The organism is Thiobacillus sp. SCN 63-57 (assembly GCF_001725555.1).
In the GTDB taxonomy this organism is placed as follows: Bacteria; Pseudomonadota; Gammaproteobacteria; order Burkholderiales; family Thiobacillaceae; genus Thiobacillus.
This window is the reverse complement of record NZ_MEGP01000011.1, coordinates 41514-58500: the sequence shown is the minus strand read 5'-3', so window position 1 is coordinate 58500 and position 16987 is coordinate 41514. Positions and strand designations below refer to the sequence as shown.

Genomic DNA, 16987 nt, shown 5'->3' with positions numbered 1-16987 from the left:
CGGTGTCAGCCGATGTTTCCAGACTTTGCGCGGGTCGAGTAAGCTTGCGCCATGTCGATTTCCGCCTTTGATCCCAGCGAGCTCGATGCCGCCGGATGGCTGGCCGGCGCACGCCGCCTGCCTTCGCCGAATTGCGATGCGCGACCGGAAGGTGCGGCGATCGAGCTCATCGTCATCCACAATATTTCTTTGCCGCCCGGCGTATTTGACGGCGACGCCGTGATCGACCTCTTCACCAACCGGCTCGACTGGGATGCGCATCCTTACTACCAAGGCATACGCGGCCTCGAGGTGTCGGCGCACTTCTTCATCCGCCGCGACGGCACGCTGATCCAGTTCGTGCCCTGCGCACTGCGCGCCTGGCATGCGGGCAAGTCGACCTGGCAGGGACGCGAACGCTGCAACGACTTTTCCATCGGCATCGAACTGGAAGGCAGCGACGACCTGCCTTTTACCGATGCCCAGTACGCGGCCCTGATCCCGCTGCTGACCACGCTCAAAACGGCCTACCCGATCCAGGCAGTCGTGGGCCACAGCGACATCGCGCCGGGCCGCAAGACCGACCCCGGCCCCCATTTCGCCTGGCAACGGCTGGATGCGCATACGGCCTGACCCGTTCGTCTTCGTCGGCCTGCTTGCGCTGCTGCTTGCCGGCTGTGCGCCCATGCTCAACCTCGACGCCCGGCGCCTGCCCACGCAAGCACTGTCCAGCCACGCCGACAGCCCGCTGAGAACCCAGCTGGCGGCCCGGATTCCACCCGGCGAATCGGGCTTTCATCTGCTGAAGAGCGGCCAGGCGGCACTGGCGGCCCGCCTGGCGCTGGCACAGCGCGCCACCCGTACGCTGGACGTGCAGTACTACCTGTTCCACAACGACACCACGGGCAAAATGGTCGCCGCCTCGCTGCTGGCTGCAGCCGACCGCGGCGTGCGCGTGCGCCTGCTGGTCGACGACATCGACACCGCCGACAAGGAACTGGGGCTCGCCACGCTGAATGCCCACCCCAATATCCAGGTGCGGCTGTTCAATCCCTTCCACACCCGCAGTACCAGTCTGCTGGTCAGGGGCTGGCAGGCATTGCGCGAAAGCGTCCGCCTCAACCGCCGCATGCACAACAAGGTCTTCATCGCCGACAGCCAGGTCGGCATCACCGGCGGGCGCAACATCGGCGACGAATATTTCGGTGCCGACCACGATCTCGCCTTCATCGACCTCGACGTCATCGCGGCCGGTGCCATCGTCAATGCGCTGGCGCAGTCGTTCGATACCTACTGGAACAGCGAGGCCGCCGTACCCGCCTCCGCCCTGCCGATCACGCTCAGCGACAAGCGGCTGCAACGCACCACCCGGCGTTTGTATGAATTCCGCGCCCAGCAGCTCGACAGTGCGTATGGCCGCGCCCTGACCGCGGCCGACCCCATTCCCGGACTGTTGAAAGGCGACACGTCCTGGCGCATTGCGTCCGCCGATCTCATCGTCGACCCGCCGGAAAAAGTACTCAAGCGCAGCAAATCACCTTCCAGTCTGCTGGTCGGCCAACTCGCCGGACTCTGGGTCAACCCCACCCGGCACGTCCTCATCGTATCGCCCTATTTCGTGCCCGGCGCCGCAGGCATGGCCTATTTCGACTACTGGCGCAGCCAGGGCATACAGGTCGACGTCCTGACCAACGCCTACGCCGCCAGCGACGTGCCGATCGTGCACGCCGGCTATGCCAACTACCGCATCCCATTGCTGGAGGCCGGCGTCAATCTCTACGAGCTGAAACCGGTGGCCGAGCCCATCGGCGGCCGCCTGCGCGATCTCTCCGGCGGCTCGTCGCGCGCCAGCCTGCATGCCAAGACCTTCGTATTCGACGACGAGCACGTGTTCATCGGCAGCTTCAACTTCGATCCACGCTCGACCCTGCTCAATACCGAAATGGGCCTGGTGATCCATTCGCCTGAACTCGCCCGCGAGGTCACCGACATGGCCGAGAACGCAATGCGGCCCGAACGCAGTTTCCGGCCGCGACTCGCCATCGAAACCGTCAACGGAAAGATCGAGCGACGCCTGCAATGGACCGACGTGCACCAAGGCAGCCCGCGCACGTTCGATCGCGAACCCGACACCACCCCGATCCAGCGCGGCCTGCTGCGCATATTGCAGGCGTTGCCGATCGAGGAATACCTGTAAGCCACGGTAAAATCGGCTTTTCTGTTTTTGCTGGATTGACCTATGCGACTCGGCACCCCACTTTCCCCTTCCGCCACCCGTGTCATGCTCCTGGGCGCCGGCGAGCTCGGCAAGGAAGTCATCATCGCGCTGCAGCGCCTCGGCGTCGAAGTCATCGCCGTCGACCGCTACGTCAATGCGCCCGGTCACCAGGTCGCGCATCGGGCCTACGTGACCGACATGAGCGACCGCTCGGCGCTGCGCGCGCTGATCGAGGCCGAGAAACCGCATCTGGTGGTGCCGGAAATCGAGGCCATCGCCACCGAGACCCTGTTGGAGATCGAGGCGGCCGGCCTGGCCGAAATCATTCCCACGGCACGTGCCGCCAACCTCACCATGAACCGCGAGGGCATCCGCCGGCTCGCCGCCGAAACGCTGAACCTGCCGACCTCGCCCTACGTGTTCGCCGACAGCCTGGCCGAGATGACGGCCGCAGCGGAGAAACTGGGCTATCCGGTGATCGTCAAGCCGGTGATGTCGTCGTCCGGCAAGGGCCAGTCGCGGGTGGACGACGCCAGCCAGTTGCAAACAGCGTGGGACTATGCCGCCAGCGGCGGGCGGGTGGACAAGGGCCGCGTCATCGTCGAGGGCGTGATCGACTTCGATTATGAAATCACACTGCTGACCGTGCGTGCACGCGGGCTGTCGGGCGAGATCGAGACCCATTTCTGCGCCCCCATCGGCCACGTGCAGGTGAAGGGCGACTACGTCGAATCGTGGCAGCCGCAGGCGATGTCCACCACCGCACTCAAACGCGCGCAGGACATCGCCGCCGCCATCACCGGCAACCTCGGCGGGCGCGGCATCTTCGGCGTGGAGCTGTTCGTCAAGGGTGATACCGTGTGGTTCTCCGAGGTCAGCCCGCGCCCGCACGACACCGGCATGGTGACGATGGCGACGCAGCGGCAGAACGAATTCGAGCTGCACGCGCGCGCCATCCTCGGCCTGCCGGTCGACGTCAGCCTGCGCGAACCCGGGGCCTCCGCAGTGATCTACGGCTGCATGGAGGCGACCGGCATTGCGTTCGACGGCGTCGCCGACGCGCTCGCCATGCCCGGCGTCGATATCCGCCTGTTCGGCAAGCCGCAGGCCTTCGCCCGCCGCCGCATGGGCGTGGCGCTCGCCACCGCCTCCGACACGGACGAGGCGCGTCTGCGCGCCAAAACTGCAGCAGCCGCAGTCAAACCGGTGAAGGTCTGAACCATGCAAACCCATTACGAACGCCTCGGCGGCGGCGACGTCATCCGCAAACTGGTCGACCGCTTCTACGACCTGATGGACGAGGATCCGGATTACTACGGCGAATCGCGCAACAAGCTGTTCTGGTTCCTGTCCGGCTGGACCGGCGGTCCGCCGGAATATATCGACCGCTTCGGCCATCCCTTCCTGCGCCGCCGCCATATGCCCTTTGCCATCGGCGAGGCCGAACGCGACCAGTGGATGGGCTGCATGATCCGCGCCATGCAGGACGTGGGCGTGGATGCCGCCATGCAGCAGGAACTGACCGCAGCATTCTTCAAGACCGCCGACTTCATGCGCAACCAGCCTGGATGATCATGAAGCGGCTGATCGGCTGGGGAGGACTGTTCGTTGTGCTGGCCGCGCTCATCGTGCTGCCCTGGCTGGCGCTGGACGACGCACCCGCCATCGAGCCGCCGGCGCAATTCCGTCGCACCGACCTCGCCTGGATCAAATCGCTGTTCGAGAAGCACGACCCGCGCGGGCAGACGCCCGATGTCGTCCAGAGCATCCAGCTCGACGAGGCCGAGCTCAACCGGCTGCTCAACTACGCTGTCGAACTGCGCCGCGTCAGCGGCATTGCCGCCGAACTTACGCCGGGACTGGCCACCCTTACCGCCACGCTCACCGTCCCGTCGAACCCGTTTGGACGCTACCTCAACATCACCGCCGAAGTGGCCGATGTGCCCGGTGGCATCCGCATCCGGAGCCTGCAGCTCGGCAGCCTGCCGCTGCCAGGTACGCTGGCCGACTGGACGGCACGTCTGGCGCATCGCTGGCTGCGGCGCGACAAAACCTATGCGGCACTGGCTGATGCGTTCACGCAGGTGAGTTTCGATGAAAACCAGGCCACGCTGGATTACCGCTGGCGTCCCGAGCTGCTGACGCGGATCGAGCGAAAAAGCGCCGAACTGCTGCTTGCACCGGAAGACCAGGCCCGCATGCTGGCCTATGCCGAACGGCTGGATACGCTGCTGAAGCCCCACCCGCGCGGCAGCACGGTGCCGCTGGTGAGCATCATGGGCCCGCTGTTTACCTACGCCCTGCAAAACGGCAACGACGCGCGCGAGGAAAACCGCGCCGCCCTCACTGCACTGGCGGCGTACCTGGGAGGGATCAGCCTGCCCAAGTTGCTGGAGGGCGACAGCCATTCGATCCGCCGGGCACCTCGCGTACTGCTATCGATCCACGGGCGGCGCGACTTTGCCGAGCATTTCGTGATTTCCGCCGCCCTATCGGCCAACGGCGGCAGTCGCCTGGCCAATGCCATCGGCCTGATGAAGGAAGAAGAGGACGCCGACCGGGGCTCGGGCTTCAGTTTCACCGACCTGGCCAACGATCGTGCCGGCGTGAAGCTCGGCACCCACGCGACCGGTGATGCCGCGGCCCGGGTGCGACAACTGCTGGCTGTCTCCCACAGCGACACCGACCTGCTGCCCGATTTCCGCAACCTGCCGGAATTCATGCCGCAGACCGAATTCGACCGCCGTTTCGGGCCCATCGGCAGCGCACGCTACCAGCGGGTGATCCAGGGCATCGACGCCCGGCTGGCCGCGCATCCCCTGGCCCAATAAACGGGTTCCGTCACAAAACCCTGTTATAATGCCGGGTTTCCCCGAATCCCGGCCCCCATCATGTCCCGCAAGCTCCGCAACATCGCCATCATCGCGCACGTCGACCATGGCAAGACCACGCTGGTCGACCAGCTTCTCAAGCAATCCGGCACCTTCCGCGACAACCAGGCGGTTGACGAGCGTGTCATGGACTCGAACGACCTGGAAAAGGAACGCGGCATCACCATCCTGGCGAAGAACACCGCGATCACCTACGGCGACTACCACATCAACATCGTCGACACCCCCGGCCACGCCGACTTCGGCGGCGAGGTCGAGCGCGTGCTCGGCATGGTCGACGGCGTGGTGCTGCTGGTCGACGCCGTCGAAGGCCCGATGCCGCAGACGCGCTTCGTCACCAAGAAGGCGCTGGCGCTCGGCCTGCGTCCCATCGTCGTGATCAACAAGGTGGACCGTCCCGGGTCGCGCCCCGACTGGGTCGTCGACCAGACCTTCGACCTGTTTGACAAGCTCGGCGCCACCGACGACCAGCTCGACTTCCCCATCATCTACGCGTCCGGCCTCAACGGCTGGGCCTGCCTCGACCTCAAGGACGCGCCTTCGCAAGGTGGCAGCGCGGCCGACATGAAGCCGCTGTTCGACACCGTGCTCACTCACGTTCCCACCCCGCCCGGCTCGGCTGACGCGCCCTTGCAACTGCAGATCGCCGCGCTCGACTACTCGACCTACACCGGCCGCCTCGGCGTCGGCCGCGTACTCAATGGCCGCATCAAACCCGGCATGTCGGTCGTCGTGATGAACCACGAAGACCAGGTTGCCACCGGCCGCATCAACCAGGTGCTCGGTTTCAAAGGCCTCGACCGCATACCGGTGGACGAGGCCGAAGCCGGCGACATCATCATCATCTCGGGTCTCGACGACATCGGCATCGGCGTCACCATCTGCGACAAGGAAAACCCGGTCGGCCTGCCCGTACTCGGAGTCGACGAACCCACGCTCACCATGGATTTCATGGTGAACACCTCGCCGCTCGCCGGCACCGAAGGCAAGTTCGTCACCAGTCGCCAGATCCGCGACCGCCTCAACAAGGAACTGCTGACCAACGTGGCGCTGCGCGTGGACGACACCGGCGACGCCGACGTGTTCCGCGTCTCCGGCCGCGGCGAACTGCACCTGACGATTCTTCTCGAGAACATGCGCCGCGAAGGCTTCGAAATGGCCGTCGCCAAGCCGCGCGTCGTGTACAAGGAGATCAACGGCGAGAAGTGCGAACCGTATGAAAACCTCACCATTGACCTGGAAGACGAACACCAGGGCAGCGTGATGGAAGAGATCGGCCGCCGTCGCGGCGAACTGACCAACATGGAATCCGACGGCCGCGGCCGCACCCGCCTGGAATACCACATTCCGGCGCGCGGCCTGATCGGCTTCCAATCCGACTTCATGACCATGACGCGCGGCACCGGCCTGATGAGCCACGTGTTCGACGACTACGGCCCGGTGAAAGCCGACCTGCCCGGCCGCCACAACGGCGTGCTGGTGTCACAGGACAACGGCGAGGCCGTCGCCTACGCACTGTGGAAACTCGAAGACCGCGGCCGCATGTTCGTCTCGCCCGGCGACAAACTGTATGAAGGCATGGTCATCGGCATCCACAGCCGCGACAACGATCTGGTGGTCAACCCGATCAAGGGCAAGCAGCTTACCAACGTGCGTGCCTCCGGCACCGACGAGGCCGTACGCCTGACCACCCCGATCAAGCTGACACTGGAGTCCGCGGTGGAATTCATCGACGACGACGAACTGGTGGAAATCACGCCCAAATCGATCCGCATCCGCAAGCGCCACCTGCAGGAACACGAGCGCAAGCGCGCCAACCGCGCGGCGGCGTAATCCCGTACCGGCGTGAGCCGGGACTGGTTTGACCCAACCCGGCTCAGGCCGGGTTTTTTTATGGCGGCACAGGTAAAATCCGCGCATGCAACCTGTCGAAATCGGCCTCCTCGCCGGCCTTGCCGTCCTCATCCTCATGATCGCCATCCTGCTGCTTCGCCTGGGCGCGCTGCGGCGGGAGCAACTCGGATTGCCCGCGCTATTGGCTCAGGACATGGAAGCCCGCCACCGCGCGGTGCTGACCGACCTGCACACCGGATTGTCACAGCAATCCGACCGCATGCAGACCCAGCTCGCCGCCTTGCAGGTGGCGCAGAGCGAACGGCTGGCGGAAACGCGCGAAACCGTCACCGGCCAGTTCACCCTGTTCCAGACCGCGATGCTGGAAAAGCTGATCGAGCAGGGACGCGCCGAGCAGAGCCTGCTGCAGGACACGCTCAAGGGCATGACCGCGCACTTCAACGAGCGCGTCCAGCAGTTGTCACAGACGGTCGACGGCCGCCTCAATGAAATATCCGGCAAGGTGGCCGAGCGGCTCGACGAAGGCTTCAAGAAGACCAACGAGACCTTCACCTCGGTGATGACACGGCTGGCGGTGATCGACGAGGCGCAGAAAAAGATCGAGGGCCTCGCGTCCAACGTCGTCTCGCTTCAGGAAATACTGGGCGACAAGCGTTCGCGCGGCGCCTTCGGCGAGGTTCAGCTGGAAGCGCTGGTGCGGAACAGCCTGCCGCCGGACGCCTACGCGTTCCAGCACACCCTCAAAAGCGGCGCGCGCGCCGATTGCGTGCTGATCCTGCCCGCCCCGACCGGCATGGTCTGCGTCGATTCCAAGTTCCCGCTGGAAAACTACAGCCGCATGTTCGACGACGGCCTGCCGCCGGCCGAGCGCGACGCCGCACGACGGCAGTTCAAGGCTGATGTCAGGAAGCATGTCGACGACATTGCCGCCAAGTACATCGTCGAAGGCGAAACCTCCGACGGCGCCGTGATGTTCCTGCCGGCCGAGGCAGTGTTCGCCGAGATCCACGCCTACCATCCCGACCTCGTCGAGCACGCGCAGAAGAAGCGGGTGTGGCTGACCTCGCCGACCACGCTGATGGCCGTGCTCAACACCGCGCGCGCGGTGATTCGCGATTCGGAGACGCGGCGCATGGCCCACGTCATCAAGGATGAGCTGGGCAAGCTGGCGAAGGATTTTTCCCGCTTCGACGAGCGCATGAAGAAGCTCGCCACCCACATCGAGCAGGCCAACAAGGATGTGAGCGAGGTTCGCATTTCCAGCGACAAGATCAGTCGCCGCTTTCAGCAGATCGAGCGGGTCGAGCTCGAGCACCCGGACGCCGCCAACGCGCGCCTGCTCGACGACGACGAATGAGCTGGTTTGGCCGCTGGCGCCGTGCCCGCATCCTCGAGCGGCACGCCATCCCGCCAGGGGATTTCGACGCCGCGCTCGCCCGCCTGCCGATTCTGCACCGGCTGGATGCCTCGGAACGGGCGCGCCTGCATGAGGCCGTCAGCCTGTTCATTCACGACAAGACGTTTTCCGCGGCGGGCGGCGCCGAGGTCGATTCGGCCATCCGGCTCGCCATTGCCCTGCAAGCCTGCCTGCTGACGCTCAACCTTGGCGAGGACAGCTACCGCGGCTGGAGCGAAATCATTCTCTATCCCGATGAGTTCCTGCGCGCCCGCGAGGAGGTGGATGAGGCCGGGGTGGTGCACCATACGCGCGACATCCTGGCGGGCGAATCCTGGCACGGCGGCCCGCTGGTCCTGTCGCTCGCCGACGTCGAGGTCAGCGGCCAGGCCGACGGCGTCAACGTCGTGCTGCACGAGTTTGCCCACAAGCTCGACATGCTGAACGGCGACGCCAATGGGTTTCCACCGCTGCATCGCGGCATGGACTCAAGCGCCTGGGCACGCGATTTCAGCGTGGCCTACGCGGATCTGTGCAGCCGCGTCGACGCCGGCGAGGACACGGCCATCGATCCCTATGCCACGGCCGATCCCGCCGAGTTCTTTGCAGTGCTCACCGAGGTGTTTTTCGAAACGCCGGCGCTGCTCGATGCGGAGTACCCGGCCGTCTACCGGCAGTTACAGCAGTTCTATCGCCAGCATCCGCTACACCCTCAGGGAGCGAAAGCATGAATTCGAAACTGCCGGGAACGGCCGCACGTATCGACGACATCGCACCCTTCCACGTCATGGATATCCTGGCGCGGGCACAGGCCCTGGAGGCAGCCGGCCGCGACATCATCCATCTCGAAATCGGCGAACCCGACTTCGCCACGCCACCGCCCATCGTCGAGGCCGGCATTGCCGCATTGCGTGCCGGCCATACGCACTACACCGGCGCCCTGGGCCTGCCTGAGCTGCGCACGGCCATCACCGGATTTTACGCCTCGCGCTGGCAGGCCCCGGTCGAACCCGGGCGCATCGTCGTCACCCCCGGCGCATCCGGCGCGCTGCTGCTGGCGCTGGGATTGCTGGCCGGGCCCGGCGACACCGTATTGATGGCCGACCCCGGCTATCCCTGCAATCGCCACTTCGCTCGTTTTTGCGAAGCGCACGCGATCAACGTGCCGGTCGATGCCGACAGCGGCTTCCAGCTCACGCTCGAACTGATCGAGCGTCATGCCACCACGGCCACTCGTGCGGTGCTGATCGCCAGCCCGTCCAACCCCACCGGCACCGCCATGGCAGCGGATGAGCTCGAACGCATCCACGACTGGTGCGCTACGCACGGCATCGCCCTGATCGTCGACGAGATCTATCTGGCGCTGACCTACGACGGCCTCGAACACAGCGCCGCCCGCTGGGATGACGTGTTTGTCGTCAACAGTTTCTCGAAGTTCTTCCTGATGACCGGCTGGCGGCTCGGCTGGCTGGCGGCCCCCGCCTGGGCCATGCCGGCGCTGGAACGGCTCGCACAGAATCTGTATCTGGCCGCCCCCACCCCGGCGCAGCATGCCGCGCTTGCAGCATTCGCTCCCGCAAGCCTGGACATGCTCGAAGCCTGCAAGGCCGAGTTGCGCGCCCGTCGCGATTACCTGCTGCCGGCCTTGCGCGAGCGCGGCTTCGTCATCCCGGCCACGCCACAGGGCGCGTTTTACCTGTATGCCGATTGCAGCCGCCTGGCCCAGGACAGCCATGTATTGGCCAATCGTTTGCTCGAGGAAGCAGGTATCGCCACGACGCCCGGGGTCGATTTCGGCACCTACCAGCCGGCGCGATATATCCGCTTCGCCTATACCCAGCCGCTGCCACGCCTGGCCGAGGCCATGGCGCGGCTCGATCGTTTCCTGCAGGCATAAAAAAACCGGCCCGAAGGCCGGTTCTCGTTCCTGAGCCAGGAATTACTTGGCAGGAGCTTCAGCAGGCGCAGCAGCAGGAGCGGCAGCGTCAGCAGCAGGTGCAGCAGCGTCAGCAGCGGGAGCGGCAGCTTCCGGAGCGGCAGGAGCAGCAGGAGCAGCTTCCATCGGAGCAGCAGCTTCCGGAGCCGGCGCGGAGAACGGAATATTTCATTTGATTTCCCTTTATTACGAATATAAAAACCCACACCAGAGATCGGTCCGGGACTTGAGATCCAGCCGACGCGCGGAATTCTAACAAATCGGCAAAAGAAAACCACAATCTATTAATTTTCTTCCATTGCGGAAAATTTGCGTTGTGTAATTACCACAACCCTTGGGCCACGCCCTGGTTGCGTTCGCGCAAACCCTGTGATTTCAAGGTATTCACCGTGCCAGCCGATTGTTAGTCGGCGAGTTTGGCACGGACGAATTCTTCGAGCGTATCCGGCAGATTGCCTGCCATGCGCGCGCGTCGGTAGGCGGAACGCGCTTCGTCGTTCTTTCCCTGGGCGGCCAGGGCGAGTCCCAAGCCCACCCACCAGGTTCCCGGGCCCGGTTGCATCTCAAGCGCCTGTTTGTACTGCCGCACGGCATCGGGATATTGCTTGAGCTGCACCAGCAGCGCCGCGAACGTCGCATGGTAATCGGCATCGACCCCGTGCCCGCCCATCCCGCTCTGCAAGCTTGCGACGGCGCCTTCCGTATCCCCACGCGCCGCCAGCAGGCGAGCGAGGCTGAGCGCAAACCACGCATGCTCAGGGCTCGCCGCACGCCCGATGCGCAAGACCTTCTCGGCCTCCTGGTTGCGGCCGGCATCGCTCAACAACGCGGCCAACGCCTCGCGCGCCGCGACATGCTCCGGCGACAATGCAAGCGCCTCTTCCAGCAGCACCCGGGCCCGATCTGCCTGCCCTGCCCGGATGAACGTCAATGCCTTGCGATAGCGTTCGTCAGCTGCTTCGCGGGGAGTGGGTTGGCTGGCTTCCTTGCGGATGACTGGCTGCTGCGCCACAGCGTGATCCGACACGTCTGCCGTCGCGACCGCCACGGCGGGTCCGGGCAGTTCGGGCGGGGCGGCCGGTCCAGGCCGTTGCTTGTCTTTTTTCTCATCCACAGGCCCGGCTTGGTGCTCGGCGACAACGGGGACGGCGGATGTCTTGACCGAAATTTGTGTGGGGGGCACGGCAGGCGACGTGTGCGGCATAGGCGCTGACACGGCCACAGGCTGCATCGCGACATGCCGCTCGCTTTCCACGGGAGGCGGCTGGCGACGTTCAGCGGCCAGCCAGATTGCCAGTCCGGCAAGTGACGATAACAGGGCAACGCTGCCCCACAGCCGCGTCCGAGGCCGCTTCGCCCAGACGGGTGGAGGCGGCGGCGTCCGACGAGACGCGCGATCGGTCTGGCGCGCGTCCAGCGCACGCAACGTCTGGTTGATGATACTCATACGTTCAATCGAAATCCGGCATGGAACGGTCTACGCAATCAGGTACAACCAGCCTGCGGCTGCAGCGCCCGCCCCCAGCGTCGCCAGAACGAACAGCACCCATCGTGCAGTGTGATTGACCGCCTTGGCCGCCAGGGTGTCGCGTGCAGCCTCCCGCATCTCGCGCCCGCCGACGCGATGCAGGCCTTTTCCATATGCCAGCATGAGCGCCTTGTGGGCAATGATATTGATGACGCGCGGAACGCCGGCGCTGGCTTCGTACAAAAACCCGACGGCACGCGGGCTGAGCGGCAAGGCAGTAGGCTCGAAACCCGCGCGCGCCAGGCGATGGGACAGATAGGCAACGAGTTCCTCGCGTTGCAGGGGACGCAGACGATCATGGAAACTGATCCGGGTCTTGAGCTGCGGAATGGCCTGCAGCCGCGCATCCAGTTCTGGCTGGCCGAACAGCACGATCGTCAGCAATTTCCGCTTCTCGGTTTCCAGGTTGGACAGCAGCCGGATCGTTTCCAGGCTCTCCAGCGAGATCGCCTGGGCCTCGTCGAGAATCAGCACCACGCGGGTGCCACGCCTGGCCAGCGCGATCAACCGCGACTGGATCGCCTTGTGGACGCGGTAATAGCTTTCCTGTCCCGTCAGCTTGAGGCCCAGTTCCTCGGCGACGGCACACAGGATCCCGAGCGGATCGAGCGCGGGGTTGGGGAGATAGAGCGCGCGGCAGCGTCTGGGCAACTCGGCCAGCAGGGTCCGGCACAGCAGGGTTTTCCCGGTTCCGACCGCGCCGACGATCTTGATGAAGCCCTCACCGCTTTCCAGCGCATGGAGGAGCGTGTCCAGCGCTTCCTGATGCGGTGGCGAGGCAAAAAAGAAATCGGTATCGGGGGTCAGTCCGAAAGGCGCTTCGGCAAGCCCGAAATGGGCAAGATAGGAGAGGGAATGGCGGCTGCCGGTCGAAGGAATCGACTTTCCGCCATCCGATAATCCGCTCGCTGCGCCCAGCGAATGATCGGCGTTGGAGAAAGCCACTGCCGTCATGGCGTCGCCGGTTGTCGCTCGATCTTGTCGAGGCGAGCCTGGGTCGCTTCCGCATCCGCCTGCCAGTCCGCCTGGCTGTCGATGACGGTCGGCTTGATGAGGATCACCAGTTCGCTCTTCTTCGAGCTCTGATTGGTATTGCCGAAGAAGTACCCCAACAGCGGCACCTGACCCAGCCCGGGCACACGGTTGGCGCTGCCGTCGAAGGACTGCTTCATCATTCCACCGATGGCGACGATGCGCCCATCCTCCACCTGCACGACGCTGTCGGTTTCCGAGACGGCGCTGGAAGCGAGCGGCAGCGTCAGCTTTCCGGCCTGGCCGGCGTCGATGTTCTTGATCTTCTCCGTCACCACGCTCACCGAGGGACGGATATGCAGCGTGATGCGGCCTTTCTCGTCGATCTGCGGCGTGACATCGAGCGCGATGCCCGAGAAGAAGGGCTGCAGCGTCACGCTGGGCGTGGTCGTGGTGCCGGCCCCACCGGTATTGCTGGTGGTCGACACATCGGTCACGAAGAAATCGTCGGTGCCGACCTTGAGCACGGCCTGCTGGTTGTTCAGCGCGGCAATGCGTGGGCTCGACAACACGTGCACCGACCCCTGGGTTTCCAGGAAATTGATCAGCGCGGCGAAGCTCTTGGTCTGGAATGCGAGGCCGAAGATGCCGGACGAGGTGCCCGACGCCGCAGGCAGCCCGCTGCCGAGCACATCCGCCAGCGAACCGCTGGCGGCACCGGTCAGCAGATCGAAATTGCCGGCGTTGGCGCCCGAGGAATACTTGTGCTGGCCGTTGTGCAGCACCGACCAGTTGATGCCGGTCTGATAACCGTCGTTCAACTGCACCTCGAGTATCTTCGCCTCCAGCATGACCTGGCGTTCGACCGCCGAGGCGGTGGCCTTGAGGAAGTGCTCGACATCCCGCATCGTGCGCGGCGTGGTCCTGACCACCACGATGCCCGACTGCGGGCTGAGGATCACCTTGCCGGACTCGCCGACGATGGTTTCCAGCGCCGCCTTCAATTCACCCCAGAAATCCGAATTGAGCTTCGTGTCGATCCGGCTGGTTTCCAGCGACTGTTGCGTCGAACCCGCGCCGGTCACGCCGCTCGTGCCGCCGGTGCCCGCGGAACTGACGGAGCCGGAAATCACGCGCATGTCCGACGAACCGGTGCGGGTCCCTGCCAGGTAGTTCACCTTGAAGATGCGGGTCTGCGGCGTCAGCGGCCGCACCACGATGCGATGTCCTTCCATCGTGTAGTCGTAACCGTACAGTTCGCGTATGGCGGACATCGCCTCGGGCACGGTGACGTTCTTGAGATTGGCGGAAATCGTGCCCGCCACTTCGGGATGCACCAGCATGCTGTAGCGCGTGCCGGAGACGATCGCCATGAACACGTCCTGCGCAGGCGCACCGTTGACGACCAGGTCGAAACGCGGCTCGGCCGGCTCGGCCGCATTCTTGGGCAGTTCCAGCTTGAGCGGGGGCAGTAGCGCAGCCTGGGCCTGTGCATCTGTCACCGCGTGCGGCGCGGGCTGCGCCTGGGCGGCCTGGGCGATTTCCTGACGGATCGCCTGCTGTGTATCGCGCGGCGTCAGCGGGCCGGCGCACCCCAGCAGAACCAGCGAACCGACAACGATCATGGTGTAGCGCTTCATCATCCGCAATGTCTCCCTTTTCTTATTTGCCGCGCGGTCGTTTCTCGACGTGCGGATACAGTTCGAGCACCGTGACATCCGTCCCTCGGCGCAGCACCACTTCGCTTTCGGTGATGCGCACCACGCGGGCACCCTGGTAGCGCCCGCCCACAGCCACTTCCTGGCCATCGATGACGGCCAGCCTCTGCGCGCCGCGCCGCTTGATGGCCGTGAGTGAAATGCCCGGGCTGGCGCTGTCTTTTGCGGCAGGCGCAACCGGCAGCGCCGTGGGATCCGGCAGATCTGCCCAGACGCCGGGGGATGTCAGCAACGCAATCGCGGCACACAGCATCATACGCGCAGCCATGCTTCCTCCAGGCTCAGGGTGTGGACGACGAGGGTCAGTTTCAGGTCGGGACGGGCAGACGTGTCGAGCGTCGCCTCGACCCAGCTGAAACGCCAGGGCAGGGCTTCCAGGCGTTCGAGATAGGCAACCAGGTCGGAATAGGATCCGCTCACCGTGATCTCAAAACCGTGCCGATAAAATCCCGGCGGACTTCCTTCGGCTGCCTCCGGCAGCGATACGGGGCGCGGGCTGAGCGTCTTGAACCCGACGATCCGGATACCGGCCTGACTGCGCACCACATCCTTCAACACCTGGGCCATCCGCTCGGGCGGAATCAGCACGCGTTCGCGGCTTGCAAGCTCCGCATTCAATGCGGACAGGCGTGCTTCCTGTGCAGCGAGCGCCTCCCGCATCGCCCGATCGGGATCTCTTCCCCCCTGGCTGGCCAGCAGCGTCTGCTGCTGACCGATCTGCACCAGTGCTGCATGAGCGCCTTGCAGACGATCGTCGGCATTCTGCACGCGCCGTTGCGCCGCATCGATCAGCAGGGTCTGCACCAGCGCCCCCGCCACCACCACCGCTGCGGCAAAGACGAACAGGCGCTCCCGCAAACTCATCGCACCAATCCGCACGCCGATCTCGCGCCATTTTTCAGCGTTCATCGGATTCTCCCTTGTCCGCCAGGTTCTTCCGGCTGCCCGCATACAGGGCGAAGTCGATGTGCTCGGGGATATCGGAGCGAACCTGGCTATCCCCTGCAGCCTGCGCAAGCTCGGCATTCATGCCGGTGAATTTCATACCGGAAAAAGCCGCCTGCTTGCCGAGCCGATCCATGTAGGTCGTCACCAGGCCGGCATTCAGCGCCGAGCCCTCGAGTGCCACGTAATCCGGCGAGAGGGTGAAGCCGTTCAGCCAGACACCTTCGGTGCTGCTTTGCGCGAGCGCGCGCAGGCGGGAAGAAAATCCCGTTGACGTGCTTTCGATGGTGCGGCTCATCGATGCCAGCAGCGCCTCGCGCTGTGCCACCTGGGCCTGTATGGCCTTGACGCGCCCGGACAGGAGCGCACTCGCCGGCCTGGTCGCGGCAGCCCCCAATTGATCCAGTTCCTGCTGCGCGATTGCTTGCTGGCTTTCCAGCTGCGCCGCCTCTTTTTCCAGCGTGTTCGCTCGGTAGGTCAGAACCCCCGACCAGGCCAGCGCCGCCGCCAGGACCACTCCCAGCCCCACCCCCATTTCCCGCAGACCGAACGCATAGCGCTTCTTGAGCAGCAACGGACTGATCAGGTTGATCTGCTGGCTCATGGCTTGGTCTCTTCCATCCGCAAGGCGGCGCCGATGGCATGGAAGCAGTGCGGCGGCAAGGCGTTCGCCTCCGGCAAGGCGGCGATATCCAACACTTCCGCCAGGTCGAGCGGCTTGACCGGCAAGGCAAGATTGCCGGCCAGGCCGTTACACAGGCCTTCGACATTCTCCATCGGCGCAAGCAGCAGGCGGTCGACGGGAATCCCGCCGAACTGACGGTCGAAATGATCGAGGCTACGCTGAATTTCCAGCGTCAGACGTTCGAGCACGCTCTCCAGGCCTTCGATGTCCAGTACCGTCTGATTCACGCCCAGCGTGCGCGCCATACACAATTCGCCGTCCAGTGTGAGCGTCAGCAGGCCGCCGGTTTCGATGAACGAAAAGAGCGCCAGTGCACGCCCCGGGGTTTCCAGCCGGGTAGCCACGTTGCGCTGGGCGGTTTCCATGATGTCGATGATGGTGAGGTTCAGCCCGGCGTTGGTCGCGAGTACGGCCTCTTCGGCCAGTAGGCTGTTTTTTGCCGCCACCGCGAAAATCTGCTTCGCATGGCTCACATGCTCGGGATGCGGCACTTCCAGCACGTCCACCGTGCCGTCGTCGGCGTGGAAATCGAGCATGTCCTGGATCTGCCAGCGCACCGCGGACTTGAGTTCATCGGCGGGCACGTTCGGTGCGTCGAGCAAACGCAGCCGGTAATCGGCCGGTTTCAACACGAGACTGACCGGCCCTTTTCCATGCAGTTGGGCCAGCGCCTCGCCCCAGTTGTCGCCCTTGACTGTCGCCACGCCGGCAGCGAGCAGCCTGGGAACGGCCACCCTGCGGTCGACGCGCGCATACGCAATGCGTCCGGGAAGACGCAAATATGCAGTTAAGCCCTGTTCGCTCGATCGACGGAAAAGCTGCATGGGTCGGACCTGAAAATTTTTCTGAACTTAAATAAATAAGC

General features: G+C 64.7%; 16 protein-coding genes. 9 read left to right on the top strand and 7 right to left on the bottom strand.

Annotated elements, in window-relative coordinates; translation table 11 throughout:
• Nucleotides 1–51: 51 nt before the first annotated feature.
• From ampD to ABT23_RS05075, 9 genes are all read left to right on the top strand, one after another.
• Nucleotides 52–612: a 1,6-anhydro-N-acetylmuramyl-L-alanine amidase AmpD gene (ampD, locus tag ABT23_RS05115; RefSeq protein WP_296632096.1), complete on the top strand. Its 561-nt coding sequence runs from the start codon at nucleotides 52–54 to the stop codon at nucleotides 610–612.
• On the top strand, nucleotides 596–2176 hold the full coding sequence (locus tag ABT23_RS05110) for a phospholipase D family protein (RefSeq protein ID WP_296632094.1): 1581 nt from the start codon (nucleotides 596–598) through the stop codon (nucleotides 2174–2176). The genes ampD and ABT23_RS05110 overlap by 17 nt, the downstream gene beginning before the upstream one ends.
• Nucleotides 2177–2218: 42 nt before the next feature.
• On the top strand, nucleotides 2219–3415 hold the full coding sequence (purT, locus tag ABT23_RS05105) for a formate-dependent phosphoribosylglycinamide formyltransferase (protein ID WP_296632092.1): 1197 nt from the start codon (nucleotides 2219–2221) through the stop codon (nucleotides 3413–3415).
• A 3-nt stretch (nucleotides 3416–3418) separates the two neighbouring features.
• Nucleotides 3419–3769, top strand: a complete 351-nt coding sequence (locus ABT23_RS05100) for a group II truncated hemoglobin (protein ID WP_296632091.1) — start codon at nucleotides 3419–3421, stop codon at nucleotides 3767–3769.
• Nucleotides 3770–3771: 2 nt separating this feature from the next.
• The gene (locus tag ABT23_RS05095) at nucleotides 3772–5028 is read left to right on the top strand and encodes a hypothetical protein (protein WP_296632089.1); all 1257 of its coding nucleotides are present in this window, start codon (nucleotides 3772–3774) and stop codon (nucleotides 5026–5028) included.
• Nucleotides 5029–5088: 60 nt separating this feature from the next.
• A complete protein-coding gene (gene typA / locus ABT23_RS05090) occupies nucleotides 5089–6921 on the top strand; it encodes a translational GTPase TypA (protein WP_296632087.1) in 1833 nt (610 codons plus the stop codon).
• Between the two features lie 85 nt (nucleotides 6922–7006).
• Nucleotides 7007–8299, top strand: a complete 1293-nt coding sequence (gene rmuC, locus ABT23_RS05085) for a DNA recombination protein RmuC (RefSeq protein ID WP_296632085.1) — start codon at nucleotides 7007–7009, stop codon at nucleotides 8297–8299.
• The gene (locus ABT23_RS05080) at nucleotides 8296–9069 is read left to right on the top strand and encodes a M90 family metallopeptidase (protein ID WP_296632082.1); all 774 of its coding nucleotides are present in this window, start codon (nucleotides 8296–8298) and stop codon (nucleotides 9067–9069) included. Before rmuC ends, ABT23_RS05080 begins: the two co-directional genes overlap by 4 nt.
• The gene (locus ABT23_RS05075) at nucleotides 9066–10235 is read left to right on the top strand and encodes a pyridoxal phosphate-dependent aminotransferase (RefSeq protein WP_296632080.1); all 1170 of its coding nucleotides are present in this window, start codon (nucleotides 9066–9068) and stop codon (nucleotides 10233–10235) included. Before ABT23_RS05080 ends, ABT23_RS05075 begins: the two co-directional genes overlap by 4 nt.
• Before the next feature lie 442 nt (nucleotides 10236–10677).
• Here the strand turns inward: ABT23_RS05075 and ABT23_RS05070 are convergent, their stop codons facing one another.
• The 7 genes from ABT23_RS05070 to ABT23_RS05040 are packed head-to-tail and all read right to left on the bottom strand — an operon-like array spanning nucleotide 10678 to nucleotide 16946.
• On the bottom strand, nucleotides 10678–11721 hold the full coding sequence (locus ABT23_RS05070; RefSeq protein ID WP_296632077.1) for a tetratricopeptide repeat protein: 1044 nt from the start codon (nucleotides 11719–11721) through the stop codon (nucleotides 10678–10680).
• Between the two features lie 30 nt (nucleotides 11722–11751).
• Nucleotides 11752–12756 carry an AAA family ATPase gene (locus tag ABT23_RS05065; protein WP_296632074.1) on the bottom strand — a complete coding sequence of 335 codons (1005 nt, stop codon included), beginning with the start codon at nucleotides 12754–12756 and terminating at the stop codon, nucleotides 11752–11754.
• The gene (gene mshL / locus ABT23_RS05060; RefSeq protein ID WP_296632071.1) at nucleotides 12753–14417 is read right to left on the bottom strand and encodes a pilus (MSHA type) biogenesis protein MshL; all 1665 of its coding nucleotides are present in this window, start codon (nucleotides 14415–14417) and stop codon (nucleotides 12753–12755) included. The genes ABT23_RS05065 and mshL overlap by 4 nt, the downstream gene beginning before the upstream one ends.
• Nucleotides 14418–14436: 19 nt before the next feature.
• Entirely contained in the window at nucleotides 14437–14760 is a 324-nt protein-coding gene (locus ABT23_RS05055; RefSeq protein ID WP_296632069.1) for a hypothetical protein, read from the bottom strand.
• Complete coding sequence (locus ABT23_RS05050) at nucleotides 14745–15401, bottom strand: hypothetical protein (RefSeq protein WP_296632067.1); 657 nt, start codon at nucleotides 15399–15401, stop codon at nucleotides 14745–14747. Before ABT23_RS05050 ends, ABT23_RS05055 begins: the two co-directional genes overlap by 16 nt.
• Nucleotides 15391–16041, bottom strand: coding sequence for a PilN domain-containing protein (locus ABT23_RS05045; protein WP_296632065.1), 651 nt, complete (start codon nucleotides 16039–16041; stop codon nucleotides 15391–15393). Before ABT23_RS05045 ends, ABT23_RS05050 begins: the two co-directional genes overlap by 11 nt.
• Nucleotides 16038–16946: an agglutinin biogenesis protein MshI gene (locus tag ABT23_RS05040; protein WP_296632062.1), complete on the bottom strand. Its 909-nt coding sequence runs from the start codon at nucleotides 16944–16946 to the stop codon at nucleotides 16038–16040. The genes ABT23_RS05045 and ABT23_RS05040 overlap by 4 nt, the downstream gene beginning before the upstream one ends.
• Nucleotides 16947–16987: the final 41 nt, after the last annotated feature.